At 34.9% G+C, this 25,279-nt stretch carries 20 protein-coding genes and 1 riboswitch; of the genes, 12 read left to right on the forward strand and 8 right to left on the reverse strand.

The window, feature by feature from the left end; translation table 11 throughout:
- Positions 1-78: 78 nt before the first annotated feature.
- From ABEB23_RS12930 to ABEB23_RS12945, 4 genes are all read right to left on the reverse strand, one after another.
- Entirely contained in the window at positions 79-903 is an 825-nt protein-coding gene (locus ABEB23_RS12930; RefSeq protein ID WP_348813019.1) for a thymidylate synthase, read from the reverse strand.
- 91 nt (positions 904-994) lie between these two features.
- Positions 995-1,624, reverse strand: a complete 630-nt coding sequence (locus ABEB23_RS12935; RefSeq protein ID WP_348813020.1) for a bifunctional nuclease domain-containing protein — start codon at positions 1,622-1,624, stop codon at positions 995-997.
- Positions 1,625-1,783: 159 nt separating this feature from the next.
- A complete protein-coding gene (locus ABEB23_RS12940) occupies positions 1,784-2,752 on the reverse strand; it encodes an electron transfer flavoprotein subunit alpha/FixB family protein (protein ID WP_348813021.1) in 969 nt (322 codons plus the stop codon).
- 73 nt (positions 2,753-2,825) lie between these two features.
- Entirely contained in the window at positions 2,826-3,572 is a 747-nt protein-coding gene (locus tag ABEB23_RS12945; RefSeq protein ID WP_348813022.1) for an electron transfer flavoprotein subunit beta/FixA family protein, read from the reverse strand.
- Between the two features lie 457 nt (positions 3,573-4,029).
- Between ABEB23_RS12945 and ABEB23_RS12950 the strand changes: the two genes are divergently transcribed.
- The 5 genes from ABEB23_RS12950 (at position 4,030) to ABEB23_RS12970 (ending at position 11,608) form a co-directional block, all read left to right on the forward strand.
- Positions 4,030-5,010 carry a pyruvate dehydrogenase complex E1 component subunit beta gene (locus ABEB23_RS12950; protein WP_348813023.1) on the forward strand — a complete coding sequence of 327 codons (981 nt, stop codon included), beginning with the start codon at positions 4,030-4,032 and terminating at the stop codon, positions 5,008-5,010.
- A gap of 128 nt (positions 5,011-5,138) precedes the next feature.
- Complete coding sequence (locus ABEB23_RS12955) at positions 5,139-7,640, forward strand: DUF5686 and carboxypeptidase-like regulatory domain-containing protein (protein WP_348813024.1); 2,502 nt, start codon at positions 5,139-5,141, stop codon at positions 7,638-7,640.
- A gap of 49 nt (positions 7,641-7,689) precedes the next feature.
- On the forward strand, positions 7,690-8,292 hold the full coding sequence (locus ABEB23_RS12960; protein ID WP_348813025.1) for a DNA-3-methyladenine glycosylase family protein: 603 nt from the start codon (positions 7,690-7,692) through the stop codon (positions 8,290-8,292).
- Between the two features lie 106 nt (positions 8,293-8,398).
- On the forward strand, positions 8,399-8,929 hold the full coding sequence (locus ABEB23_RS12965; protein WP_348813026.1) for an inorganic diphosphatase: 531 nt from the start codon (positions 8,399-8,401) through the stop codon (positions 8,927-8,929).
- A gap of 114 nt (positions 8,930-9,043) precedes the next feature.
- Positions 9,044-11,608 (forward strand): sodium-translocating pyrophosphatase, encoded by a 2,565-nt coding sequence (locus tag ABEB23_RS12970; RefSeq protein ID WP_348813027.1) that lies wholly within the window; start codon positions 9,044-9,046, stop codon positions 11,606-11,608.
- Between the two features lie 129 nt (positions 11,609-11,737).
- Here ABEB23_RS12970 and ABEB23_RS12975 read toward each other — a convergent pair whose 3' ends face one another.
- The 4 genes from ABEB23_RS12975 to metK all read right to left on the reverse strand — a co-directional run bounded on the left by ABEB23_RS12975 (position 11,738) and on the right by metK (position 15,072).
- Positions 11,738-12,133: a hypothetical protein gene (locus tag ABEB23_RS12975; protein WP_348813028.1), complete on the reverse strand. Its 396-nt coding sequence runs from the start codon at positions 12,131-12,133 to the stop codon at positions 11,738-11,740.
- Positions 12,134-12,299: 166 nt separating this feature from the next.
- Positions 12,300-12,914, reverse strand: coding sequence for a deoxynucleoside kinase (locus ABEB23_RS12980; protein ID WP_348813029.1), 615 nt, complete (start codon positions 12,912-12,914; stop codon positions 12,300-12,302).
- A complete protein-coding gene (locus ABEB23_RS12985) occupies positions 12,914-13,705 on the reverse strand; it encodes a hypothetical protein (protein WP_348813030.1) in 792 nt (263 codons plus the stop codon). The genes ABEB23_RS12980 and ABEB23_RS12985 overlap by 1 nt, the downstream gene beginning before the upstream one ends.
- A 116-nt stretch (positions 13,706-13,821) precedes the next feature.
- Positions 13,822-15,072 carry a methionine adenosyltransferase gene (metK, locus tag ABEB23_RS12990; protein ID WP_348813031.1) on the reverse strand — a complete coding sequence of 417 codons (1,251 nt, stop codon included), beginning with the start codon at positions 15,070-15,072 and terminating at the stop codon, positions 13,822-13,824.
- A gap of 795 nt (positions 15,073-15,867) precedes the next feature.
- Between metK and ABEB23_RS12995 the strand changes: the two genes are divergently transcribed.
- From ABEB23_RS12995 to thrA, 7 genes are all read left to right on the forward strand, one after another.
- On the forward strand, positions 15,868-17,160 hold the full coding sequence (locus ABEB23_RS12995) for an O-acetylhomoserine aminocarboxypropyltransferase/cysteine synthase family protein (RefSeq protein WP_348813032.1): 1,293 nt from the start codon (positions 15,868-15,870) through the stop codon (positions 17,158-17,160).
- Between the two features lie 117 nt (positions 17,161-17,277).
- Positions 17,278-18,279 (forward strand): alpha/beta fold hydrolase, encoded by a 1,002-nt coding sequence (locus tag ABEB23_RS13000; RefSeq protein ID WP_348813033.1) that lies wholly within the window; start codon positions 17,278-17,280, stop codon positions 18,277-18,279.
- Positions 18,266-19,366 (forward strand): homoserine dehydrogenase family protein, encoded by a 1,101-nt coding sequence (locus ABEB23_RS13005; protein WP_348813034.1) that lies wholly within the window; start codon positions 18,266-18,268, stop codon positions 19,364-19,366. Before ABEB23_RS13000 ends, ABEB23_RS13005 begins: the two co-directional genes overlap by 14 nt.
- 514 nt (positions 19,367-19,880) lie before the next feature.
- Positions 19,881-21,161, forward strand: coding sequence for an O-acetylhomoserine aminocarboxypropyltransferase/cysteine synthase family protein (locus ABEB23_RS13010; protein WP_348813035.1), 1,281 nt, complete (start codon positions 19,881-19,883; stop codon positions 21,159-21,161).
- Between the two features lie 88 nt (positions 21,162-21,249).
- Positions 21,250-21,453 (forward strand): hypothetical protein, encoded by a 204-nt coding sequence (locus ABEB23_RS13015; RefSeq protein WP_348813036.1) that lies wholly within the window; start codon positions 21,250-21,252, stop codon positions 21,451-21,453.
- A gap of 219 nt (positions 21,454-21,672) precedes the next feature.
- Positions 21,673-21,780: riboswitch (SAM riboswitch) on the forward strand.
- 78 nt (positions 21,781-21,858) lie between these two features.
- Positions 21,859-22,821 (forward strand): alpha/beta fold hydrolase, encoded by a 963-nt coding sequence (locus tag ABEB23_RS13020; protein WP_348813037.1) that lies wholly within the window; start codon positions 21,859-21,861, stop codon positions 22,819-22,821.
- A 25-nt stretch (positions 22,822-22,846) separates the two neighbouring features.
- Positions 22,847-25,258, forward strand: coding sequence for a bifunctional aspartate kinase/homoserine dehydrogenase I (thrA, locus tag ABEB23_RS13025; RefSeq protein WP_348813038.1), 2,412 nt, complete (start codon positions 22,847-22,849; stop codon positions 25,256-25,258).
- Positions 25,259-25,279 lie beyond the last annotated feature (21 nt).

Raw genomic sequence — 25,279 nt, forward strand, 5'->3', positions numbered from 1 at the left:
TCTTTAAAATAAAATATCGTGCTATTTGCTGTTTTTATTTTGTAGTCATAAATGTAAGAAAAATATATTTATGAATACTTAAACTGCAACATTTCCTTTTATAAGTGCGTGTGGTTCATATCCTTCCAATGTAAAGTCCTCAAAATCGAAATCGAAAATGTTTTTTATTTCGGGATTCAAAATCATTTTTGGCAATGGTTTTGGTTCACGAGACAATTGTAATTCGAGTTGTTCAAAGTGATTGTTGTAAATGTGCGCATCACCAAAAGTGTGGATGAATTCGCCTACGCCTAAATCACAAACCTGTGCAATCATCATTGTTAGCAGGGCATAGGAAGCAATGTTAAAAGGTACGCCCAGAAAAATATCGGCGCTGCGTTGGTATAACTGACAAGATAATTTTCCGTCAGAAACATAAAACTGAAAAAAGGCGTGACAAGGAGGTAAAGCAGCTTTATTGTTGGCTACATTTTCGTCAAATGATTTTCCTGTATCCGGAAGTACAGAAGGATTCCAAGCCGAAACCAGCATTCTGCGACTGTTTGGATTGGTTTTTAGCTCTTTGATAAGTTCTGAAATCTGGTCTATTTCTTCGCTATTCCAGTTGCGCCATTGGTGGCCGTATACTGGTCCTAAATCGCCATTGGCATCAGCCCAGGCATCCCAAATTTTCACTCCGTTTTCTTGAAGGTAGCCAATGTTGGTATCTCCTTTCAAGAACCAAAGCAGTTCATAAATGATTGATTTTAGATGTAATTTTTTGGTGGTAACCATTGGAAAACCTTCGTTCAGGTCAAAACGCATTTGGTATCCAAATACACTTTTTGTTCCAGTTCCTGTTCGGTCTCCTTTTTGGCAACCATTCTGCATGACATGTTGTACTAAATCTAAATATTGCTTCATGTGTTTGATGCTTTATGCTGTAGGCTACGAGCTGTATGCTAAAGTTGATAGTTTTTTTGCTTAAGCATAGAGCCTAGAGCTTAATACTTTTTTAAGATTCTCTTTTTGAAATTTCGTCTCTGATTTTCGCCGCTTTTTCGTAATCTTCATGGGATACGGCCTGATCAAGTAATTCGTTTAATTCCTGTAGACTATGTTTGGAATAGGTTTCGCCCGATTTATTACTTTCCTCTTCCTGACCAAATGTTTCCGGATGAGAAAGGACATCATCTATTTCCTGAGAATCTTTATTGGCATCCGAAAGATTTGATTTTAAATATATTCCGGCTTTGTCGAGAATGTTTTTATAGGTAAAAATAGGAGCGTTAAATCGTAAGGCCAAAGCAATAGCGTCAGAAGTACGGGCGTCTATTATTTCCTCTATTTTGTCTCTTTCGCAAATGATGCTCGAGTAAAAAACACCATCCACTAGTTTATGGATGATCACTTGTTTTACTACAATATCAAATCGATCAGCAAAATTTTTGAATAAATCATGGGTTAAAGGGCGAGGAGGTTTTATTTCTTTTTCTAAAGCAATAGCAATAGATTGGGCTTCAAAAGCACCTATGACAATTGGTAATTTTCTTTCGCCGTCAACCTCGTTCAAAATCAATGCATATGCTCCATTTTGAGTTTGACTGTAAGAGATTCCTTTTATGGATAATTTAACTAAGCTCATTTTTTTTATATGAAAAGTATAAAGGGCCCTGTTTAAGAGTTGTTGTATTAAAAATAAAGTACAATTTTAATAAAAAAAGGGCAACAAAAAAGCTACCGGAAAACAAAGATACGATTATCTTGTTTTTGGTAGCTATAATTGATTATAAAATATTTTAAATTACGAATGCTGTGCTTTAAAAGCTTTTAGTTTTTCGATTAATTGAGGTACGATTTCAAAAGCATCACCTACAACTCCGTAGTCTGCAACTTTGAAGAAAGGTGCTTCCGGATCGCTGTTGATAACCACTTTTACTTTTGAGGAATTAACTCCGGCAATATGTTGTATTGCTCCAGAAATTCCAATAGCGATGTATAAATTGGTTGCCACCGGTTTTCCTGTTTGTCCTACGTGTTCTCCGTGAGGTCTCCATCCTAAATCAGAAACTGGTTTTGAACAGGCTGTTGCAGCTCCAAGTACAGCAGCTAACTCTTCAATCATTCCCCAGTTTTCAGGTCCTTTTAAACCACGTCCGCCAGATACTACAATATCTGCATCTGCAATAGAAACTTTTCCTGAGCCTTTTTCCACTGATTCTACTTTTACTCCAAAATCATTGTCTCCAATGCTTGGATTAAAATCTTCTTCTGATGTTGTTGTGGCGTTTTCGAAAATTCCATAGGAGTTTTTGGCAAGACCAAGTACTTTCACATCGGTAGTGATTTCAGTAATATTGAAAGCTTTATTTGAAAAAGCAGTTCTTTTTACTTGAAAAGGGGAAGTGCTTACTGGTAATCCAACCACATTGGAAGCATAACCTGCTTCTAAGGCAACTGCCACAAGTGATGACAGGTAAATGCTGTCAGTTGTAGACGAAAGTAACACTAATTTAGCGTTCTCTTTTTCAGCGGCTTGTTTGATTATATCAGCGTATGCTTTTGCTGTAAAACCGGATAATTTATCATTGTTTACTTTTAATACTTTGTCTACTCCGTATTTAGATAATTCCGAAACGTCTCCAGCGTTTATCGTTACGGCTGTAACGGTTGTTCCTAAAGTTTCAGCTACTTTTTTTGCATAGGAAGCCAATTCGAAAGCTACTTTCTTAAATTTTCCTTCTGCGTATTCTGCATATATTAATATTGACATGATTTTTTTATTTAAAGTTTCAGGTTTAAAGTTTAAAGTTTCTTAACTGAAAACTGCGACTGAACACTGATTACTAGATTACTTTCGCTTCGTTATGTAAAAGGTTGATTAATTCATCTAAATTGTCTGCGGAGATTAGTTTTACTGCAGATTTAGGAGCCGGTTTTTCAAATTTAACCGATTTTGTATTTACGTTGGCCTCTACAGGTTCCACAATGGCTAATGCTTTTGTTCTTGCTGTCATGATTCCTCTCATATTTGGAATACGTAAGTCTTTTTCTTCTACTAATCCTTTTTGGCCACCAATGATTAATGGCAAGGTTGTGTTTACGGTTTCTTTACCACCATCTATTTCACGAACGGCTTTCACATTGTTGCCTTCAACTGTAAGGCTTACACATGAGTTTAAAAAATTGTACCCTAAAATTCCGGCAATCATACCCGGAACCATTCCTCCATTGTAATCTAAGGATTCTTTTCCTGCGATGATAATGTCGTATCCACCGTTTTTGATTACTTCGGCAAGTTGTTTGGCTACGTAAAAGCCATCAGCAGGATTTGCGTTTACGCGGATGGCTTCATTAGCTCCAATGGCTAACGCTTTTCTTAGTGTTGGTTCTGTTTCAGGTCCTCCAACATTCACTACAGTAACTGTCGCTCCTTGTTGTTCTTGGAACCAGATGGCGCGAGTTAATCCAAATTCATCATTAGGATTGATTACATATTGTACGCCATTGGTATCGAATTCAGAATCGCCATTGACAAAATTGATTTTTGAAGTAGTATCAGGAACGTGGCTGATGCAAACTAATATTTTCATAGGTTTATATTTTGATTTTCTAAAAAGCTTGACAAATTTAAAATAATAATCCGAATAATTTACTATGCGCGCATAATATTTTTTTACAACTATTACGTTTTCGTAAGTCTAATGTTAATTTGTTGCTATTTTAATTGAAACTATATTATTTAGAGCAAAAGCTTCCAGTTATTTTTTACTTTGTTTAGTGTTTAATTTTGTAGCTTTTTTTAACAAAATAATTTTAATTGTTTGGATTATACGCAAGCAGTGGGGTTCTGGATAGACCAGGTGTTGTAATTATATCGATTTCGTAGCCCGGATAGCAGCGATATCCTTCCTGTGGCTTCTTTAGCCAGAGGAGGATATAGCGTATAGCCGGAAATAGCTCCTGATTATTTTAAAGTGATTTATGCTCTTAAGTGATATAAAATATTTATTTTTGCTTTTCGAAAATTACACACATACAATATAAAATATGAGAACGATACAATTTAGAGAGGCCATTTGCGAAGCAATGAGTGAAGAAATGCGTCACGATGAGTCCATATACTTAATGGGTGAAGAAGTTGCTGAATATAATGGTGCTTATAAAGCGTCTAAAGGAATGCTTGCTGAATTTGGCGAAAAAAGAGTAATCGATACTCCAATTGCAGAGTTAGGTTTTACTGGTATTGCAGTAGGATCAGCGATGAATGGATGTCGTCCGATTGTAGAATACATGACGTTCAATTTCTGTTTAGTGGGGATTGACCAAATTATAAATAACGCTGCCAAAATGCGTCAGATGACAGGAGGACAATTTAATGTGCCTATTGTTTTTCGTGGACCAACTGCTTCAGCAGGACAATTAGGAGCGACTCACTCACAAGCTTTAGAGAATTGGTTTGCTAATACTCCGGGTCTTAAAGTTGTGGTTCCATCTAATGTTTATGATGCAAAAGGATTGTTGAAATCTGCGATTCGTGATAATGATCCTGTTATTTTCATGGAATCTGAGCAAATGTATGGTGATAAAGGGGAAGTTCCTGAAGGGGAATACACAATTCCATTAGGTGTTGCTGATATCAAACGTGAAGGAACGGATGTAACTATTGTTTCTTTTGGAAAAATCATCAAAGAAGCTTATATCGCTGCTGATGAATTGGCCAAAGAAGGAATTTCATGTGAAATCGTTGATTTAAGAACGGTTCGTCCGATGGATCATGATACGATTTTAACTTCGGTTAAAAAAACTAACAGATTGGTAATTCTTGAAGAGGCTTGGCCTTTTGCAAGTGTTTCTTCAGAGATTGCCTATATTGTTCAAGAACGTGCTTTCGATTTTCTGGATGCGCCTATCCAACGTATCACTACTGCTGATACTCCTGCGCCATATTCTCCAGTATTGCTTAAAGAATGGTTACCAAATGCAGCAGATGTTGTGAAGGCAGTGAAAAAAGTAATGTATAAAAAATAAGTATTTAAATTATAGGATTTTTAGGCTAAAATTAACAATCTAAATGGCCTAATTTCAGATAATCTAAATTTCTAATTACTATATTTGAAACTTCATCAGAATAGCTCTGATGAAGTTTTTTTTTAAATATGAAAAAAGTATTATTTCTCGGTTTGTTTTTGTTATTTGCAATGTCTCACACCATTTTTGCGCAAACAAAAGTGAGTGGAATTGTGGTAGATAAAGCGGATCAACCTATTCCTTTTGCTAATGTGGTTTTTAAAGGTTCTAATACAGGGATTGTCACTAATGAAGACGGTCGTTTTTATATTGAATCTCCAAAAAACTATACTACTTTAATAATATCTTCGGCAGGTTTTTCCGAAAAGGAAATTACCCTGGAAAAATTGGTAAATTATAATTTTAAAATTCAGCTAAGTGAAGCCGAAAGCCTAAAAGAAGTAGTTGTTTTTACCGGGAAAACCTCTAAAAAGAATAATCCCGCACTTGATATACTGCGAAAAATATGGGAAAGAAAACGTAAAAACGGATTGTATCTGTTTGACCAGTATCAAATGGAAAAGTATGAGAAAGTGGAGTTTGACATGAATAGTATTGATAGTGCGTTTATGAAAAACAAAATTTTCAAAGGCATGGAGTTCATTTTTGATCAGGTTGATACTTCTCGAGTTACCGGAAAAACATATTTACCCATTTTTATAAATGAAGCGATATCGGATGTGTACGGCGATAACAAAATCAAGAAAGTAAAGAATGTTGTGAAAGCCAATAAAACGTCAGGTTTTGATGGGAACCAGCAAATTTTGGCTTTTGTGAAAGATTTGTATTCTGACTATAATATTTACGATAATCACCTTACTTTTTTTGATAAAAGTTTCACGAGCCCGCTGTCGAAAACGGGAATTGATGTGTACAATTATATATTAAAAGATAGTGCTTACATTGATAAAAAGTGGTGCTACAATATTGTCTTTTATCCGAGACGTAAGAACGAATTGACTTTCAAAGGAGATTTTTGGGTGAATGATACAACATTTGCCATAAAAAAAATCAATATGGCAGTTACTAAGAGTGCCAATATTAACTGGGTAAAAGATATTTACATCGAGCAGGAATTCGAAACGATGAATGACTCTGTATTTCTGCTGACGCGAGATTACTTGATGTCTGATTTTGCTTTAAATAAAAAAGAAAAATCAAAGGGAGTATATGGTAAGCGAACCAGTTTCTATCGAAATCATGAATTTAATAAGCCAAAACCTGCTGCTTTTTACAAAGAAGAAGTGAATTTTATTGACAATGCGGTATATAATAAGTCCGATGAGTATTGGAATGAAAACCGGTTCGAAGATTTAACCAAAGATGAATTGGGTGTATATAAGATGCTCGATACTTTGCAAACCGTCAAAAGATTTAAGCAATTGACTAACTTCGTTACTGTAATTGCCAGTAATTATATCGAATTCAATAATTTTGATTACGGACCTATTTTTTCCACTTTCGGGTATAACGAGATTGAAGGATTACGCATACGAACTGGAGGTAGAACCTATTTTGGCCCCAATGACCCTTGGCGATTGCAAGCGTATACGGCCTATGGATTGTCGGATGATAAATTCAAATACGGGATTTCGGGGAAATGGATGATAGATAAGAAAAACCGAATTATACTTTCTGCAGGAAACAGACGCGATATAGAACAGATTGGAGCCAGTCTTACCACCACCAGTGACATTTTGGGGAGAAGTAATGCATCATCTGCTTTGTTTAGTACGGGAGATAATGGGAAATTGACCAATATCAGGTTGACTAAACTGACCGCCGAAATTGAGCCTGTCAAAAACCTGACTTTTATGGTTGGAGTAACGAACCGAAGTTTGGAATCGGCATCACCAACATTTAGTCTGGATTATTATTCTACTTTACCAACTGCGGAAAATCCTGCCGGAGTTGTAGAAAGTAAGGTTAGACAATCGGAAGCCAACGTTCAAGTGGAGTTTACGCCCAATAGAGAAACCGTTAATTTTGGTGTGGAACGAGGCGTAATAGATAATCCGTACAGTCGTCTTTTTGTGAATTATAGTCATGGATTTGAAGGGGTTATGGATAGTGATTTTAGATATGATAAACTTCAAATATATTATAAACAACCTATTATTATTGGTCCTTTGGGACGAACAAATATCATTGTTGAGTTAGGGAAAACTTTTGGAACAGTGCCTTTGGGATTAATGAGTGTGATTCCGGGAAATCAAACTTATTTTACCGCAGAGAACACTTTTAGTAATCTTAATTATTACGAGTTTATAAGCGATGAATATGCGACAATGCAATGGGAGCATAATTTTAACGGAAGATTTTTTGCTAGGGTTCCTTTTATGCGAAAATTAAATTGGAGAGAATTTGTAGGTGTTAAAGCGGTTTATGGAAGTATTTCGGATGCGAATAGAGCTATCAATGCTTCGGGAGTGCCATATAATGCTCCTGAGGACGTATATTGGGAATATTCTGCGGGAATAGGAAATATTTTTAAATTGTTCCGTGTTGATTTCGCTTGGAGAGGCAATTATCGTAATGTTCCAGATACTAATAATTTTACAGTAAAATTGGCTTTTGGTTTTCATTTCTAGAAGCTATTTCTTTCGAAGTTTCGGGGCCATCTGAGCTAAAAAACAGTTTATGCAAAACGCTATTGAATACCTTTCAGAAAATGATCCGATTTTTAAACGTATCATTGAAAAATATGGATTGCCCATCATTCCAAAGAGACCTGAAGGGTTTGAGACTTTGGTACTTTTAATCTTGGAACAACAAGTTTCTATCGATTCTGCCAAAGCCACTTTTTTAAAACTAAAAGAAAAAGAAAATAATTTTCATCCAGAAAAGTTAGTTTCCCTATCCGATGAAGAATTTAGAGCAGTTGGAGTAAGCCGTCAAAAAACCACATACATTAGAGCTTTGTCAACGGCGATTATTAATGGTGATATTCAATTGGAAAGTCTTGGGACCAAAACTGCAGTTGAAGTACGTGAAGAACTGATTAAAATCAAGGGAATTGGAAACTGGACCATCGATATCTATTTGATGTTTTGTTTGCAAGAGCCAGATTTACTTCCGTTAGGCGATATCGCAGTTGTCAATACCATAAAAGAGTTACTTGATATTCATAAGAAAGAGGAAATGGAAGTTCATTCAGAACGGTGGATTCCACATCGATCTATGGCTACTTTTCTTTTGTGGCATTATTATCTGAATAAGAGAAACAGAAAGATCGTCTATTGATTTTGAATATCGAAATCGTAATAGAAGATAACGCTAATTTTTTATTGTTAAAACCTAGAGTTTACTTATTTTTGCGCCATAAAAATATAGAAAAGACTAAATAGAAATGACCGCAGACAAATTAACAACTTTCGATGTATTAATCGAAATACCAAGAGGAAGCAGAAATAAATACGAATATGATTTCGCAATAAAAAGAATGCGTTTTGACAGAATGTTATTCTCGTCAATGATGTATCCGGCAGATTACGGATTTATACCAGAAACATTAGCATTAGACGGAGATCCATTAGATGTTTTGGTATTGGTAAACGAACCTACTTTTCCCGGATGTGTGATGGAAGTGAAGCCAATTGGTGTTTTCCACATGGCAGATGATAAAGGACCAGATGAAAAAGTAATCTGTGTGCCGGTTTCAGATCCAATCTGGAATTCATTAGAAAACTTGACTGATATTAATCCACACTTGTTAAAAGAAATTGAGCATTTCTTTCAAGTTTATAAAGACTTAGAACATAAACAAGTTGATGTTGAAGGTTGGGGAGATGTGAATGAGGCATACGCTATCATAAAAGAATGTACCGAGCGTTTTAATCAAATTGAAAATAAACCAGAGGGATTATTTAGTATAAAATAAAATTACCCTATGAATTTTATAAAAAAAGCAATATTCTATAATGAGTGTTGCTTTTTTTTGTTTAAATTCGTTTCATAACATAGAATTTACTAATCAAATAACCAATTTTTTTTTATGAATACAATTATGATTTATTTGCCAATTGTAATGGCAATTATTGGACTTTTGTTCATGTGGGTTAAAAGAGCCTGGGTGCTCAAACAAGATGCTGGAGATGGTAAAATGAAAGAGATTTCAGATTATATATATGAAGGCGCTTTAGCTTTCCTGAAAGCAGAATATAGGTTGTTAGCTTTCTTTGTCCTTGGGGCAAGTATCGTTTTGGCAGGGATTTCTTTTATAGTTCCTACCACACATATATTAATAGTTGTTGCTTTTATTTTTGGAGCTTTTTTCTCTGCTTTGGCTGGGAATATGGGGATGAAAATAGCAACGAAAACAAATGTTAGAACCACTCAAGCGGCCCGTACCAGTTTGCCGCAAGCTTTAAAAGTTTCTTTTGGCGGTGGAACTGTAATGGGATTAGGTGTAGCCGGTTTAGCTGTTTTAGGTTTGACCGGTTTTTTTATAGTATTCTTCCAATATTTTATGCATGGTGCCTGGACTTCATCAGAAGACATGACCAAAGTTTTAGAAACATTGGCAGGATTTTCTCTTGGTGCTGAATCGATTGCTTTATTTGCTCGTGTTGGTGGTGGTATTTATACTAAGGCTGCTGATGTTGGTGCCGATTTAGTTGGTAAAGTAGAAGCAGGAATTCCAGAAGATGATCCTCGTAACCCTGCAACTATTGCGGATAACGTAGGAGATAACGTAGGAGACGTTGCAGGTATGGGTGCCGATTTATTTGGTTCTTATGTCGCAACAGTTTTGGCTGCCATGGTTTTGGGTAATTATGTTATCAAAGATATGGGGGGAAATATTCAAGATGCTTTTGGAGGAATCGGGCCTATTTTATTACCAATGGCAATTGCCGGTTTTGGAATTCTATTCTCTATCATCGGAACAACTTTGGTAAAAATATCAGATGATAATGCAAAAGAAGCTCAGGTTCAAAAAGCCTTAAACATTGGGAATTGGGTTTCTATCGTTTTGACTTTAATTGCATGTTACTTTTTAGTGCAGTATATGTTGCCAGCCACTATGAAAATGGAATTCTATGGAGAAGGATTAAAAGAAATTTCTTCAATGAGGGTTTTTTATGCGACTATTGTTGGTTTAATTGTAGGAGGAGCTATTTCTTCAGTAACGGAATATTATACAGGTTTGGGTACTAATCCAGTTATGGCTATTGTACAAAAATCGAGTACTGGTGCAGGAACTAACGTTATTGCAGGTCTGGCGACAGGGATGATATCTACTTTTCCAACGGTCTTATTGTTTGCTGCTGCCATTTGGTCGTCTTATGCATTTGCAGGATTTTATGGTGTAGCTCTAGCAGCTTCAGCAATGATGGCCACAACAGCGATGCAATTAGCTATTGATGCTTTTGGTCCTATATCTGATAATGCGGGTGGAATTGCAGAAATGAGTGAATTACCAAAAGAAGTTCGTACACGTACAGATATTTTGGATTCAGTTGGAAATACAACTGCTGCGACCGGAAAAGGATTCGCAATTGCTTCGGCAGCGTTGACTTCATTGGCTTTGTTTGCGGCTTATGTTACCTTTACAGGAATTGATGGAATTAATATCTTTAAAGCACCGGTTTTGGCTATGTTATTTGTGGGTGGAATGATTCCGGTTGTTTTCTCTGCCTTAGCTATGAATTCTGTTGGAAAAGCCGCGATGGACATGGTTTATGAAGTGCGTCGTCAGTTTAAGGAAATTCCAGGGATTATGGAAGGAACCGGAAAACCGGAATATGCAAAATGTGTTGATATTTCTACTAAAGCGGCATTACGTGAAATGATGTTGCCGGGAATTATGACTATTGGTTTTCCTATTGCTATTGTTCTTTTAGGGAAATTAGTTTACGGTGATAATAATCAATTAATTGCGGAAATGCTTGGGGGTTATATGGCAGGTGTTACTGTTTCAGGTGTGCTTTGGGCTGTTTTTCAAAACAATGCCGGAGGAGCTTGGGATAATGCCAAAAAGTCTTTCGAAGCAGGTGTTATGATTAACGGTGAAATGACATATAAAGGTTCTGATGCGCATAAAGCGGCAGTAACTGGAGATACAGTGGGGGATCCTTTCAAAGATACATCAGGTCCATCTATGAATATTTTAATCAAATTGACTTGTTTAATTGGGTTGGTTATTGCTCCAATATTAGGAGAAGGTAGTACAGGGTCTCATGATAAAAGCATGAAATGTACTATGGAAATGAAGTCTTGCGCAATGGGTGAGGGAATGATGGGTAAATGCGATATGAGTAAATGCGCAACCATGACGAAAGAAGAATGTGCCAAAATGTGTGATGAAAAAGGATGCACGCCAGAGCAAAAAGAAATGTGTATGTCTCACTATGATAAAGACGGAAAATTTAAGTCAAAAGAGGGTAAGTCTTGCTGTGCTAAAAAAGAGCAAGTAAAAAAAGAAGTCCGAGTTCAGATCATGAACAAAGATGGGAAAGCGAAAGCGACTGTGACGACTTCGGAAAATGGTGAAGAAAATGTTCAGGTTTTTGAAGGATCATTAGAAGAAGTCAAAGCAAAAGTAGAAGCTTTGAAATAGTAGTGAGTCTGCGACTGATTATAAAAATGCCCCAAATTTTTGGGGCATTTTTTTGTTTTTTAATGAAGATGTTTCGTCAGATATCCTATTTATTTTGATGAATTCAATTTTTGGTTTTTTGAAAATTCACTAGAGCGTTTCTAAGTTTATATCCATATCTTGCACTGAAATTGCGACAATTATTATAAATACAACTCCCAAGGAGCCTGCGATTATACCAATGTTTCCCCATGTTGATGCTGTTTTGTCAAAAACGCTTATTCTTTTTAAATCGCTTTCAGTTAGGGGGATTTTTTCAATACCGTTTTTTGTTTTTATACTGCCATAATATACTCCGTCAATTTGTTCAATTTTTGTAAGTTTAAGTTTTGTGTCATCGGTTTTAACGACTAAAACTTTTCCATTTGTAGCTGCGGCTTCATCTAAAGTTGAGGTTTCTTTTTTATAAGCGACACAACTTTGAAGAGTAATTAGAAAGGCTAAAAGTAAAGAAGCAAATTTGCTTTTAAAATAGTTGATTTTCATGGTTTTTTAGATTTAAATTAATAATCAGAAAAACCAGTAAATTAGCACAGAATCGGGTATGATAAATTTTGGAAACAAAAAATCAACACTTTTTATGTTTTTAAAGTGTTGATATATAAAGGTATAAATAAATTTAATAAGGTTTTTGTAAATGAAGGTTTATTTTCTAAAACAAACCATTCATCTCGGCATTAATTCGGTTAAGGATAGTCCCTAAATCTTCCGGATTGTCAACAAAATTAATGTTGTCAACATCAATAATTAATAGCTTTCCTTTACTGTAGGTATGAATCCAAGCTTCATAACGCTCGTTCAAACGGCTCAGATAGTCGATAGAAATTGAGTTTTCGTATTCGCGACCGCGTTTGTGAATTTGTCCTACTAAGTTTGGAATGGAACTTCTTAGATAAATCAATAAATCTGGTGGTTTAACCAATGACTCCATTAACTCAAAAAGCGTAGAATAATTTTGAAAATCACGATTGGTCATTAAACCCATTGCATAAAGATTGGGCGCAAAAATATGGGCGTCTTCATAAATGGTTCTGTCTTGAATGATTTTTTTACCGCTTTCACGAATTTGCATCACTTGGCGAAAACGACTATTCAAGAAATAAATTTGTAAATTAAAAGACCAACGCTCCATCTGATGGTAAAAATCATCCAGATAAGGGTTGTCTACAACGTCTTCAAAATGGGGTTCCCATTTGAAATGTTTCGCCAATAAGCGTGTTAATGTCGTTTTTCCTGAGCCTATATTTCCTGCTACTGCTATGTGCATTACGGTGTTGCGATTTTATAATTTGTAATTACTCCTTTTGTAAAAATAGATAAAATTTGGTCTTGGAAGTAGAATTTTTCAAAGGTTTTTTCTGAAATTTCAAATTCTAATTTTTGATTTTTGGCAATATCCTGAAAAATAAAACTTTTGTCTTTATAATAAATAAATTGATGGTCATTAATAATAACTATCGAATCAAAATCGGGAAGTTTAGCTTTTGAAGTTATCTTTCCAAATATGTCACAAGAATACCAATGATTGTTTTGGTCTACCCAATAAAAGGAATTGAAGTCGGATTGGAATAATTTTATACTTTCGGGGAATGAAGTGGAAATGGATTTATAGCTGTTTTTTAAATAATCATAAAGACCAATTTGCTGTGTCAAACTATTATAAATCCATAATTGATTCTGCGACGCCATCCCTGTTGCAGTAACCACAATGGGGGTTGAATTCTCTGAAAAATTTATTTTTTGGGTTTCGTTTAGTTGATTGTCTAATAAAATAACGGTATTAAAGTCCTCGTAAAATAGAACGATTTTGAGTGGGCTTTGCAGATCGACCCTTGTTATTTTTCCCAAAGAAGGATTTTTGTATTCAAATGATTCAGAACCTTTAGTTTTGTACAAAACATTATTCTTTATGGAATAGAAATAGCCAAACTGATCGTATCCCAAAAAGTCATCTGCGGATAGCGTTATGGAATGATGCTCTGTAGCTATGAGTCTTTGGTTCTGTCCATAAGTTATAGCTAATGAGAGAATAAAGAAAGATAGTAATAGGTTTTTCATAAGTGCAGCAAATTACAAAAAAGAAATGTATTTTGTTTCTTACAAATGATAAAGGGCATAAAAAAAAACCATTCGTACTTGCCGAATGGTTTTTTTGTTTATGAATTTCGAGATAATTACAATCCAAAAGCTGCTTTTACCTGATCAACAAAATCTAGTTTTTCCCAAGTAAATAATTCAACTGTAACTGTTTTTTCATTTCCTCCTGGTGCAGAAAAAGTTTTTGTAACGGTTTCTGGCGTACGTCCCATGTGTCCGTAAGCAGCAGTTTCGCTATAGATTGGATTTCTTAATTTTAAACGTTGCTCAATAAAATAAGGACGCATGTCAAAAATAGCTTCTACTTTTTTAGCAATTTCTCCATTCGTTAAATTTACTTTTGATGTTCCATAAGTTTCGATAAAAATACCCATTGGTTTAGCTACACCAATAGCATAAGAAACCTGTACTAAAATCTCGTCTGCAACTCCTGCAGCAACTAAGTTTTTAGCGATATGACGCGTAGCATATGCAGCGCTTCGGTCTACTTTACTTGGGTCTTTTCCTGAGAATGCACCACCACCGTGAGCTCCTTTTCCACCGTAAGTGTCCACAATGATTTTTCTTCCTGTCAAACCAGTATCTCCGTGTGGTCCTCCAATTACGAATTTCCCGGTAGGGTTGATATGGTACTGAATTTTATCATTAAATAAATGAGCATGTGTTGGATTTTTTGCAATAATCCTTGGGATCAATATTTCGATGATGTCTTTTTTGATTTTGGCAAGCATCGCTGCTTCTTCGTCAAAATCATCATGTTGTGTTGAGATAACAATAGCATCAATGCGAGTTGGCTTGTTGTCATCACTGTATTCTAAAGTTACTTGAGATTTTGCATCCGGACGCAAATAAGTAATCTCTTTATTTTCACGTCTTAAAATAGCTAATTCCTGTAATAATTTATGCGATAAATCAAGTGCCAATGGCATATAATTTTCAGTTTCATTAGTAGCGTAACCAAACATCATTCCTTGGTCTCCAGCTCCTTGCTCTTCAGGGTTAGCTCTGTCAACTCCTTGATTAATATCGGCAGATTGTTCGTGAATAGCTGAAAGAATACCACAAGAATTGGCTTCAAACATGTATTCGCTTTTTGTATAACCAATTTTTTTGATTACGTCACGAGCAATTTGTTGCACGTCTAAATAGGTGTTTGATTTTACTTCACCAGCCAAAATTACTTGACCAGTTGTAACCAAAGTTTCGCAAGCTACTTTTGAGTCAGCATCAAATGCCAAAAAGTTATCAATTAATGCATCCGAAATTTGATCTGCAATTTTGTCTGGGTGCCCTTCACTTACAGATTCTGACGTAAATAAATATGCCATAATAATTTATTAGTTTAAAATTAATCGAGAAAAATCGGTTGCTAAAAAATACTAAAGGAGAGTTTCTGCTTTAGCATTTTTTCTACTGAAAAATTTTCAGCATCCATAATGAATTCGTTTCATTATGAAGAGGTTGCAATCAGTTCAAATTTTTCCTCTTGTATTCGGGTGCAAATGTATGAAACCATTTTGAATTGCAAATTAATCTTTTGTTTTTTTTAATTTATTTGGAAGTAATTTAACATATTCTACTAATTCTATAGAATTAACAAAAATAAATCGGTTTTTGTTTGGTAGAATAAAAATTAGTTTGCAAATTTGCCTCATCAAAATACCAGAAAAATGAATTTATTAGTTGGTAAGATGTCTTGTATGATGCCGGAAACTTCAGCAGAGTTCTCTATTGTGTAGTTTTAAACTTTTAAAATAAAACAATGAAGATCTCTGCAAACAGAAGGGTTTTTTGTTTCATTTCGGATTCATTTCGAGGAAGATAAAGAAAATAGTCAAATTAAAAAAAAGCTGAAAAATTAGGATCGGCAAAAATAAAAATGGTTAAAACAATAGAAAACAAAATGATAATGTGTTGTATGATGTATATGTGCATCCCAACTTGCTATTGCCAAAAGTGAAAGATTTAATCTTAGTTATAGTTCAACTATAAGCCCTTTTGGTAAACGTTCCAAAAGGGCTTTTTTTTCTCCTGTTTCTAGACGTCAGGATATTTCAAAATCTAAAAATCACTATTAAATAAAATTATAAAATTAAAAGATAACATTTAAAATCTAAAAAATCATGAGCACACAAAAATTTGCAACAAACGCATTACACGCAGGACACGACGTAACAAAAACAGCAGGAACAAGAGCTGTACCTATTTATCAAACCAGTTCTTATGTTTTTAATAATTCAGAACATGCTGCCAATTTATTTGGGTTGGCCGAAGCTGGATTTATTTACACAAGATTAAATAATCCTACTAATGATATTTTAGAACAGCGATTAGCAGCCTTGGAAGGAGGAATAGGTGCGGTGGTTACTGCATCGGGAACTGCGGCAATTGCCACAACATTACTGGTTTTGCTTAAAGCAGGCGATCATATTGTGGCTTCCAACAGTCTATATGGCGGAACTTATAATTTATTAAAAGTAACACTGCCAAGGTTAGGAATCACGACTACATTTGTCGATCCATCTGATCCTGAAAATTTCAATAGAGCAGCCAAAGATAACACAAGAGCTTTTTTTGTGGAATCTTTGGGGAATCCAAAATTAGATGTATTGGATTTAAAAGCTATTTCAGATCAAGCCAAAGTATTCAAGGTGCCCTTTATTGTTGATAATACGGTTGCATCCCCTTATTTATTGAACCCAATTCAGTACGGAGCTGACATTGTTATTCACTCTTTGACCAAATATATATCAGGGAATGGAACTTCTTTGGGTGGTGTTATTATTGATGCAGGAAACTTTGATTGGTCGAATGGAAAATTTCCAGAATTCACAGAACCTTCTGCAGGTTACCATGGATTGGTTTATCATGAAGTATTAGGAAATGCAGCTTTTATTGCCAAAGTTAGAATTGAAGGGCTACGTGATTTTGGTGCGGCATTAAGTCCTTTTAATGCATTTCAAATTATTCAAGGGTTAGAAACTTTACCTATCAGGATTCAACGACATAGTGAAAATGCTTTGGCTTTAGCACAGTGGTTAGAAAGCCAGGAAGAGGTGGCATGGGTAGATTACCCTGGATTAAAAACAAGTAAATACTATGTTTTGGCTCAAGAGTATTTGCCAAAAGGCCAAAGCGGTGTGGTTACTTTTGGATTGAAAGGCGGATTTGAAGCTGCTAAAAAAGTGGCCGATGGAACGAAGTTATTTTCGCTTTTGGCAAATATAGGAGATACTAAATCACTCATTATTCATCCCGCAAGCACAACACATCAACAGTTGACTGATGAGGAGCAGGTTGCAACGGGAGTTTTTAAAGATTTAATCCGACTTTCGGTAGGTTTGGAAGATGTTGAAGATTTGAAATCCGACCTGAAAGCAGTTTTTGAAAGTATAAAAACCAGTCAATTGGTATAAATTTTTGTTTTTTTGGTTAGTTAAGACTGTCTTTGGTGAATTGGTTAGGCCAAAGGCAGTTTTCTAAAAACAATCAAAATCTAAATTTTAATCAATTCAATCTTAAAATTATTTTAAATGGAAAATATAGAAAAAATTGATCTCTTTAATTTTGATTTAGAGATAGGCAAGCAAAAGGCTTACATTCCACTGTTTTATCAAACTTTTGGTCAGCCCCTCGGTAATTCCCCAATTATTTTAGTTAATCATTCATTAACTGGAAATTCCAATGTTTCTGGAGAAACTGGCTGGTGGAACGGAATGGTTGGAGCAAACAAACCCATCGATACAAACTATTTTACTGTAATTGTTTTTAATGTTCCAGGAAACGGGTATGATAGTGATATTGGGAATCTTATCGCTAATTACCGTGATTTCACTATTCGGGATATAGCAAGGATTTTTTGGGAAGGGCTGTTTTTTTTGAAAATTGAAAAGCTTTTTGCTGTTATTGGTGGAAGTATAGGGGGTGTAATTGCTTGGGAAATGGCAGCTTTACAACCTGATAAAATTGAAAATCTCATCCCAATTGCAGCTGATTGGAAAGCTACAGATTGGGTAATAGCAAATGTTTTGATTCAAGATCAGATTCTCAACAATTCAGATGATCCAATTGTCGATGCCCGATTACACGCTACCTTATTATATAGAACGCCCGAATATGTAAATCAAAGGTTTAAAAGAAATAAACTGGATGACTCATCCATTCTTCAAATCGAGAATTGGTTACTCGATCATGGGTTTAAATTGAAAAACAGGTATCGATTAGCTGCTTATAAATTGATGAATCATCTGTTGAAGACAAATGATATTACGCGCAATAGGAAAGATTTTTTGGCTGTAGCCAATAGTATTCAGGCTAATATCCATTTAGTTACAATCGATACGGACTGCTTATTTATTGCCGAAGAAACCCGCAAAACGTACCGAGAGTTGAAAAATGTAAAACAAAATGTTTTTTATCACCAAATCCAATCAATTCATGGACATGATGCTTTTTTAATAGAATTCAATCAATTATCAGACATTTTGAACCCGATCTTGAATAATCATAAACAACAAAATTATGTCAACGCTTAGAATAAATATAGTGCTTTTTGGGATAGGGAATATTGGAGGTGCCTTAATACAACAGGTTCTGGAAAGTCAGCAATTTTTTCTTGAAAAGAGGAATATTGAATTGCGTTTTCCTATAATCACCAATTCTACTTTAGCTTTTTTTGAAAAAGAAGGGGTAAAAAATACATGGGAAGCCAATTTTGCACAATCTGCAATACCTTTCAGAGTTGAGGATATCATTGAATATGCATCATACCAGGGTTTAGAAAATCTAATCGCCATTGACGCAACTGACAGTTCAGAATTAGTAAAATCCTATATTTCGTTAATTCAGAATGGGTTTCACATTGTATCGTCTAATAAAACCGCCAATACATTACATTATGATTTTTACAAAGAGATTCGTCGAAACCTAAAGAAGTTTGATAAAAATTATTTTTATGAAACAAGTATTAGTGCAGGTTTGCCGGTTATAAATACAATTAGGGAGTTGCATTTTTCGGGAGAAAAAATCACAAAAATACGGGGTGTTTTTTCGAGTTCCTTAAGTTATATTTTCAACCGATTTGGAAACGAAAATCTTCCATTTTCAAAAATACTGCAGGATGCTGAAAAATTGGGGTATACTAAGGCTGATTCCAGAGATGATTTATCGGGGAACGATGTGGCGGAGAAATTATTGATTTTAGCTAGAGAAATTGAATTGCAATTTGAGCTTTCAGATGTAAAAATCACTTCTTTACTGCTTCCGGAGCTAAATATTAAAAATACAAAATCGGAATATGCGCTCAATAAAGGTCTATTTGATTCCCCTTATAAAATTGCAAAACTGACTCAAAATGAAAATCACGTGCTAAGATATATAGGAGAGTTAGATGTGGAAAGTGGAAAATTAGAGGTTAAGTTAATTTCTGAACCAACGAATTCAGCTCTTGGTCAATTAAAGGAAAGGGATAATTTGATCGAAATTTATACCAAATCGAATGGTGTAAACCCAATCATAATTCAGGGTGCTGGTGCAGGAAAGCAAATTGCAGCACGTAGCGTACTCAACGATATTTTGAAAATATCAGATCGAATTAAACAAAAAGAGACCATTTGGGTATAATGTCAAAAGGAAATAATCATATTTTTTTAATTACCATTAGGAAAGTTTAAAAATAATTTGCATATTTGCTTCAACAAAAAAAAGAAAAAATGAAATTTAATGTGTGCAATATGTCTAAAGCCATTCAGGAAGTATCCTGCGGGTCGTCTATTGCTTAATTTAAATTAAAAAATATATAGCAAAAGCTTCCCGCAAAACGGGAGGCTTTTTTTTTGAATCATAATAATCACAATATTTAAAATAAAAAAATGAACAATTTAAAATCACAACAAATGAATAAGTGCAATGTCAAAACCATGATATGTGCCAAAGCCATTATGTGTTTTTGCGTCTGTTGATTCCGAAAGTATAAGTTTATAGCATAACTTAAAACCCTTTTGGATACGTGTCTAAAAGGGTTTTTTGTTTTTCTGTCCCGAAACGCTCGGAATTTCAGAATCTCAAAATCAAGAAAATATCAAGAAACTGAAACGAGTTCAGTTTAAACAAAATAAAAATCTAAAAAACTAAAATTATGAGTACTCAAAAATTTGCAACAAACGCATTACATGCAGGACACGATGTTACTAAAACAGCAGGAACCAGAGCGGTGCCAATTTATCAAACCAGTTCCTATGTTTTTAATAATTCGGAGCATGCGTCTAATCTGTTCAGTCTTGCAGAAGCGGGTTTCATTTACACACGATTAAATAATCCAACCAATGATATTTTAGAACAACGTTTGGCGGCACTCGAAGGAGGTATTGCTGCAGTTGTCACGGCATCTGGTACGGCAGCAATTGCAACGACACTTTTGGTACTGTTAAAATCAGGAGATCATATTGTAGCTTCGAACAGTTTATATGGAGGGACTTATAATTTATTGAGTGTCACTTTGCCAAGATTAGGGATTACAACCACGTTTGTAGATCCATCTGAGCCCGTCAATTTTGCGAAAGCGGCGAAAGAAAATACTAAAGTGTTTTTTGCAGAATCCTTAGGGAATCCAAAATTAGATGTATTGGATTTGGAAGCCATTTCTGCAGAAGCTAAAGCATTAAAAGTGCCTTTTATTGTTGATAACACGGTTCCATCGCCATATTTGCTAAATCCAATTGCCTTTGGAGCGAACATTGTCATTCATTCGCTGACCAAATATATTTCCGGAAACGGAACTTCATTGGGAGGAGCAATCATAGATGCCGGGACTTTTGACTGGAGCAGTGGAAAGTTTCCTGAATTTACTGAACCTTCTGCGGGTTATCATGGTTTAGTGTATCACGAAGCACTCGGAAATGCCGCTTTTATTGCCAAGGTTCGAATAGAAGGTTTACGGGATTATGGCGCCGCTTTGAGCCCGTTCAATGCTTTTCAGATTATCCAGGGACTGGAAACCTTGCCGATTCGTGTCCAGAAGCACAGTGAGAATGCTTTGGCACTGGCCCAATGGTTAGAAAATCAAGAGGCTGTGGCTTGGGTGAATTATCCGGGATTGAAGTCGAGTAAATATAATGATTTGGTAATCAAGTATTTACCTAAAGGACAGAGTGGAGTAGTAACTTTCGGATTGAAAGGTGGATTTGAAGCTGCTAAGAAAGTGGCTGATGAAACCAAGCTATTTTCACTATTGGCCAACATTGGAGATACTAAATCTTTAATTATTCATCCCGCAAGTACCACGCACCAGCAATTATCTGAAGCAGAACAGGCGGCAACGGGAGTTAGCAAAGATTTAATCCGACTTTCTGTAGGGATAGAAGATATTGAAGATTTGAAAGCCGATTTACAGGCCGTATTCGAAACACTAAAAAACTAAACGCATAGAATCTTAGGAAACTGGATTTTATGTGTTGAAAAATCAAAAGATTACAAAACAATTAAAATAACAACTAAAATTTAATATCATGAACACATCAAAATATATTTCAAGAGCAATTCAGTTTCTAAAAGATTCTATGGCGAAAAATAATAAAGAAATTCAATCAAAAAATGAATTGATTCATCCAAGATTTGAATTATCATCAACGAATGATTTGGAAAACACAAAAGTGCCAGATTCATTATTGTTTCTAATGTATTCAAAAGAAAACGAGACACTTTTTATTTAAAATAGTGAAAATAAAATTTGATTTTGAGTCTTTGGAATTAGTCATTTTGATTAAAGGGGAAGCCAAGTGAGTGGTTTCTCCTTTATTGAAATGAACTATGTAGTAGGGTATGTTTTGACCTGTTCGTTAAAGGAAAAATAAAAATCAAATTGTCTAAAAATTTGTTTGTTTGGGAAATTAGTAGTTAATTTGTGCCTTTAAGTTCAGAATCGTATTGAAATGTTATAAAGAAAGGTAGAGGGATTAGACCCGATGAAGCCTTAGCAACCCTTCGATAAATCGAAGAAGGTGCTGCATTCTACCACGTCCAGCGTGGAAAGATAACACAAAGAATTCTGCTAGTATACTTCTAGCTTTCTTTCTAATATTTCCAGACACAAATCAAAAATCATAAAAGATTTGAAATTGGAAAATAAACCAACTCATATTGCATTACAAAATTTCACCACCGAAAGTGGGGCTTTCTATGCTAGCATAAACTTAAGTTTTCAAGTTTTTGGCCAGGCATTACATACTGCTCCAATAGTTTTGGTAAATCATGCCCTGACCGGAAATTCACAAGTTGTGGGTGTTACGGGTTGGTGGAATGATTTAATTGGAGAAAATAAAACAATTGATACCCAAAAATATACCATTTTAGCCTTTAACGTTCCTGGAAATGGATTCGATGATTTTCTAATAGAAAAGTATACAGATTTTACTGCCAGAGATGTTGCCAGAATGTTTATCGACGGGATTAAGTTTCTTCAAATCAAGCAACTGTATGCTATAATTGGTGGTTCTGTGGGAGGTGGAATTGCATGGGAAATGGTCGCATTAGAACCTAAAATTACACAACATTTAATTCCGATTGCAACTGATTGGAAATCAACTGATTGGTTGATCGCCAATTGTTTTTTGCAAGAGCAAATCTTAAATAATTCGGCAAAACCTATTGAAGATGCCCGTATTCATGCGATGTTATGTTACAGAACACCGGAATCTTTTACAGAGAAATTTCAAAGAACCATTAATGAGGAATTGGCCATTTTTAATATTGAAAGTTGGTTAGATCATCATGGGAAAAAATTGCAAAAACGTTTTCAGCTTTCTTCTTATAAAATGATGAATCAGTTACTGAAAACAATTGATATTACCAGAAATAAAGGTTCTTTTGAAGAAATAGCATCAAAAATAGAAGCCGATATTCATATCATAGGAATTGATTCTGATTTGTTTTTTACACCAAGAGAAAATAGAGCAACCTATGAAGAATTAAAAAAATATAAAAAAAATGTTTCGTATCAGGAAATTGTATCCATTCATGGACATGATGCTTTTTTGATCGAATACAAACAATTAGATAATTTGCTGGCGTCCATTTTTTAGACCCAACAACGAAAAAACGAATAAAATGAAAGTATTAAAATTTGGAGGAAAATCGTTATCCAACGGAGAAGGAATAAATAAAGTCGTTGCTATAATTACCGATAAAGTAAACCAGGGAGAAAAAATTGCAGTTGTCGTATCCGCTAGAGGAAATGCTACAGATGAGTTAGAAGGAATTCTGGAAGTTGCATCTAAAAACGGAGATTACAAAACTTTATTTGAGAAATTTAAAGAAGAACAACAATCGGATTATACAGATGTCGATTTGTCTGCGGAATTCAATGTGCTAGATAAACTTTTCGAGGGAGTTAGTTTAATTGGAGATTACAGTAATAAAATAAAAGACCAAATTTTGTCGAAAGGTGAATTACTTTCTGCAAAATTGGTAACAGCTATTTTGATAAAAAATGGTGTTAATGCCCGTTTTGCCGATTCGAGAGAATTGATAAAAACCGATTCTAAATTTGGAGATGCGCAACCTTTGGAACAGGCCTCTAAGAAAAATGTTATTCAGTTTTTCAAACAAAATGATGAAACGGTAAATATTATTACTGGTTTTATCGGTTCAAATTCAAAAAATGACACCACAACTTTAGGAAGAAACGGCAGTAATTATACAGCTTCCTTGATTGCGAATTATCTGGATGCAGAAGAACTTCAGAACTATACGCATGTTGACGGAATTTATACGGCAAATCCTGATTTGGTTCCTGATGCCAAAAAAATTGATTATCTGACTTTTAATGAAGCCAATGAGTTAGCCAATTTTGGAGCAACAATATTACATGCCAAAACGATTATTCCTTTATTGGAAAAAAATATTCCGCTACGTATTTTAAATACATTCAATCACGAAAATAAAGGGACATTAATACGATCAACAGCCAGTAAAGAAGGAATTAAAACACTGTCTGTTTTAGAAAATGTGTCTTTAGTGAATTTGGAAGGAAGAGGATTGCTTGGAAAAACTGGTGTCGATGCCCGAATTTTTAGAGTGATGGGTGATAATGATATCAGCGTAAGTATTATTTCACAAGGTTCTTCAGAAAGAGGAATTGGGTTGGTGGTTGATGCCGATAAAGCGACCAAAGCAATGATTGAACTAGAGAAAGAATTCGAAAATGATTTTTATTCGAAAGACGTTAATAAAATTTCAGTAACTGATGATGTCTCCGTAATTTCGATCATTGGTCAGGACCTAAGTACGTTTCATAAGCCTTATACGGCATTGATAAAAAATAAAATTGTTCCAATTCTTTTCAATAATACCGTAACGGGTAAAAATGTGAGTTTGGTGGTTAATAAATCGCAGCTTCACAAAGCTTTGAATGTAATCCACGGAGAGATTTTCGGGGTTTCAAAGAAAATAAATATTGCAATTTTTGGACATGGATTAGTAGGAGGCACTTTGATTAATCAAATCTTGGAATCTGCTGCATCTATTGAAAAAAGAAAAGATGTCAAACTGAATGTTTTTGCTATCGCCAACTCAAAAAATGTGCTGTTGAACAAAAACGGAGTGACACCAAATTGGAGAAATGAAATTCAGAACAATGGTTTTTCATATACAATTGACGATATTATCGCTTACGCAAATGAGCATCATCTAGAGAATTTAATTGCCGTTGACAATACGGCTAGTGCTACTTTTGTAGAAAACTATGTTCCTTTGGTAGAAAGTAGTTTTGATTTGATTTCTTCTAATAAGGTGGCGAATACTTTGAGTTACAGTTTTTACAAAAAATTGAGAAAAGTATTAGCTGATAATCAAAAGACTTATTTGTATGAAACCAATGTTGGTGCAGGATTACCTCTAATTGATACCATCAAATTATTGCATCTTTCAGGTGAAAATATTACAAAGATAAAAGGGGTGTTTTCAGGAACACTGAGTTATTTGTTTAATAACTTTTCTGCCAAGGATGTTCCATTTAGCGAAGTATTAAAAGAAGCTATTGATAATGGTTATACAGAACCGGATCCAAGAGAAGATTTATGCGGGAATGATGTAGGCAGAAAATTATTAATTTTGGCTAGAGAACTGGATTTGCAAAACGAATTTGAAGAAATCGCTATTCAGAATTTAATTCCGGAACATCTACGAGAAGGAAGCGCTTCAGAATTTTTAACCAAATTAAAGGAATTTGATTCGGTTTATGCAAAAATCAAAAATGAACAAGAGCCTAATCACGTGTTGCGATACATTGGGGAATTGTCGGGAGATTTACAAGGAGACAAAGGAAATCTGGAAGTTAAACTGGTTTCTGTTCCTAAAGATACTGCCCTGGGAGGCTTAAAAGGATCGGATTCTTTCTTCGAAATTTACACTGAATCGTATGGCGACAGACCAATTGTAATTCAAGGAGCCGGTGCAGGATCAGCGGTTACAGCCAGAGGTGTTTTTGGAGATATTTTGAGATTGTCTGATAAAGGATAGTTTTAGTATTCAGTGTTCAGT

This window comes from Flavobacterium maritimum, from assembly GCF_040049085.1.
Lineage (GTDB): Bacteria > Bacteroidota > Bacteroidia > Flavobacteriales > Flavobacteriaceae > Flavobacterium > Flavobacterium maritimum.

What these genes read in the sequence shown, in the direction of transcription:
- ABEB23_RS12985 (WP_348813030.1), bottom strand. Translation starts at nt 13,705, where the DNA reads ATGAAAAACCTATTACTATCTTTCTTTATTCTCTCATTAGCTATAACT.
- ABEB23_RS12995 (WP_348813032.1), top strand. Translation starts at nt 15,868, where the DNA reads ATGAGCACACAAAAATTTGCAACAAACGCATTACACGCAGGACACGAC.
- ABEB23_RS12955 (WP_348813024.1), top strand. Translation starts at nt 5,139, where the DNA reads ATGAAAAAAGTATTATTTCTCGGTTTGTTTTTGTTATTTGCAATGTCT.
- thrA (WP_348813038.1), top strand. Translation starts at nt 22,847, where the DNA reads ATGAAAGTATTAAAATTTGGAGGAAAATCGTTATCCAACGGAGAAGGA.
- ABEB23_RS12945 (WP_348813022.1), bottom strand. Translation starts at nt 3,572, where the DNA reads ATGAAAATATTAGTTTGCATCAGCCACGTTCCTGATACTACTTCAAAA.
- ABEB23_RS12940 (WP_348813021.1), bottom strand. Translation starts at nt 2,752, where the DNA reads ATGTCAATATTAATATATGCAGAATACGCAGAAGGAAAATTTAAGAAA.
- ABEB23_RS12960 (WP_348813025.1), top strand. Translation starts at nt 7,690, where the DNA reads ATGCAAAACGCTATTGAATACCTTTCAGAAAATGATCCGATTTTTAAA.
- ABEB23_RS13015 (WP_348813036.1), top strand. Translation starts at nt 21,250, where the DNA reads ATGAACACATCAAAATATATTTCAAGAGCAATTCAGTTTCTAAAAGAT.
- ABEB23_RS13010 (WP_348813035.1), top strand. Translation starts at nt 19,881, where the DNA reads ATGAGTACTCAAAAATTTGCAACAAACGCATTACATGCAGGACACGAT.
- ABEB23_RS12965 (WP_348813026.1), top strand. Translation starts at nt 8,399, where the DNA reads ATGACCGCAGACAAATTAACAACTTTCGATGTATTAATCGAAATACCA.
- ABEB23_RS12970 (WP_348813027.1), top strand. Translation starts at nt 9,044, where the DNA reads ATGAATACAATTATGATTTATTTGCCAATTGTAATGGCAATTATTGGA.
- ABEB23_RS12950 (WP_348813023.1), top strand. Translation starts at nt 4,030, where the DNA reads ATGAGAACGATACAATTTAGAGAGGCCATTTGCGAAGCAATGAGTGAA.
- ABEB23_RS12975 (WP_348813028.1), bottom strand. Translation starts at nt 12,133, where the DNA reads ATGAAAATCAACTATTTTAAAAGCAAATTTGCTTCTTTACTTTTAGCC.
- ABEB23_RS12935 (WP_348813020.1), bottom strand. Translation starts at nt 1,624, where the DNA reads ATGAGCTTAGTTAAATTATCCATAAAAGGAATCTCTTACAGTCAAACT.
- ABEB23_RS12980 (WP_348813029.1), bottom strand. Translation starts at nt 12,914, where the DNA reads ATGCACATAGCAGTAGCAGGAAATATAGGCTCAGGAAAAACGACATTA.
- ABEB23_RS13000 (WP_348813033.1), top strand. Translation starts at nt 17,278, where the DNA reads ATGGAAAATATAGAAAAAATTGATCTCTTTAATTTTGATTTAGAGATA.
- ABEB23_RS13005 (WP_348813034.1), top strand. Translation starts at nt 18,266, where the DNA reads ATGTCAACGCTTAGAATAAATATAGTGCTTTTTGGGATAGGGAATATT.
- metK (WP_348813031.1), bottom strand. Translation starts at nt 15,072, where the DNA reads ATGGCATATTTATTTACGTCAGAATCTGTAAGTGAAGGGCACCCAGAC.
- ABEB23_RS12930 (WP_348813019.1), bottom strand. Translation starts at nt 903, where the DNA reads ATGAAGCAATATTTAGATTTAGTACAACATGTCATGCAGAATGGTTGC.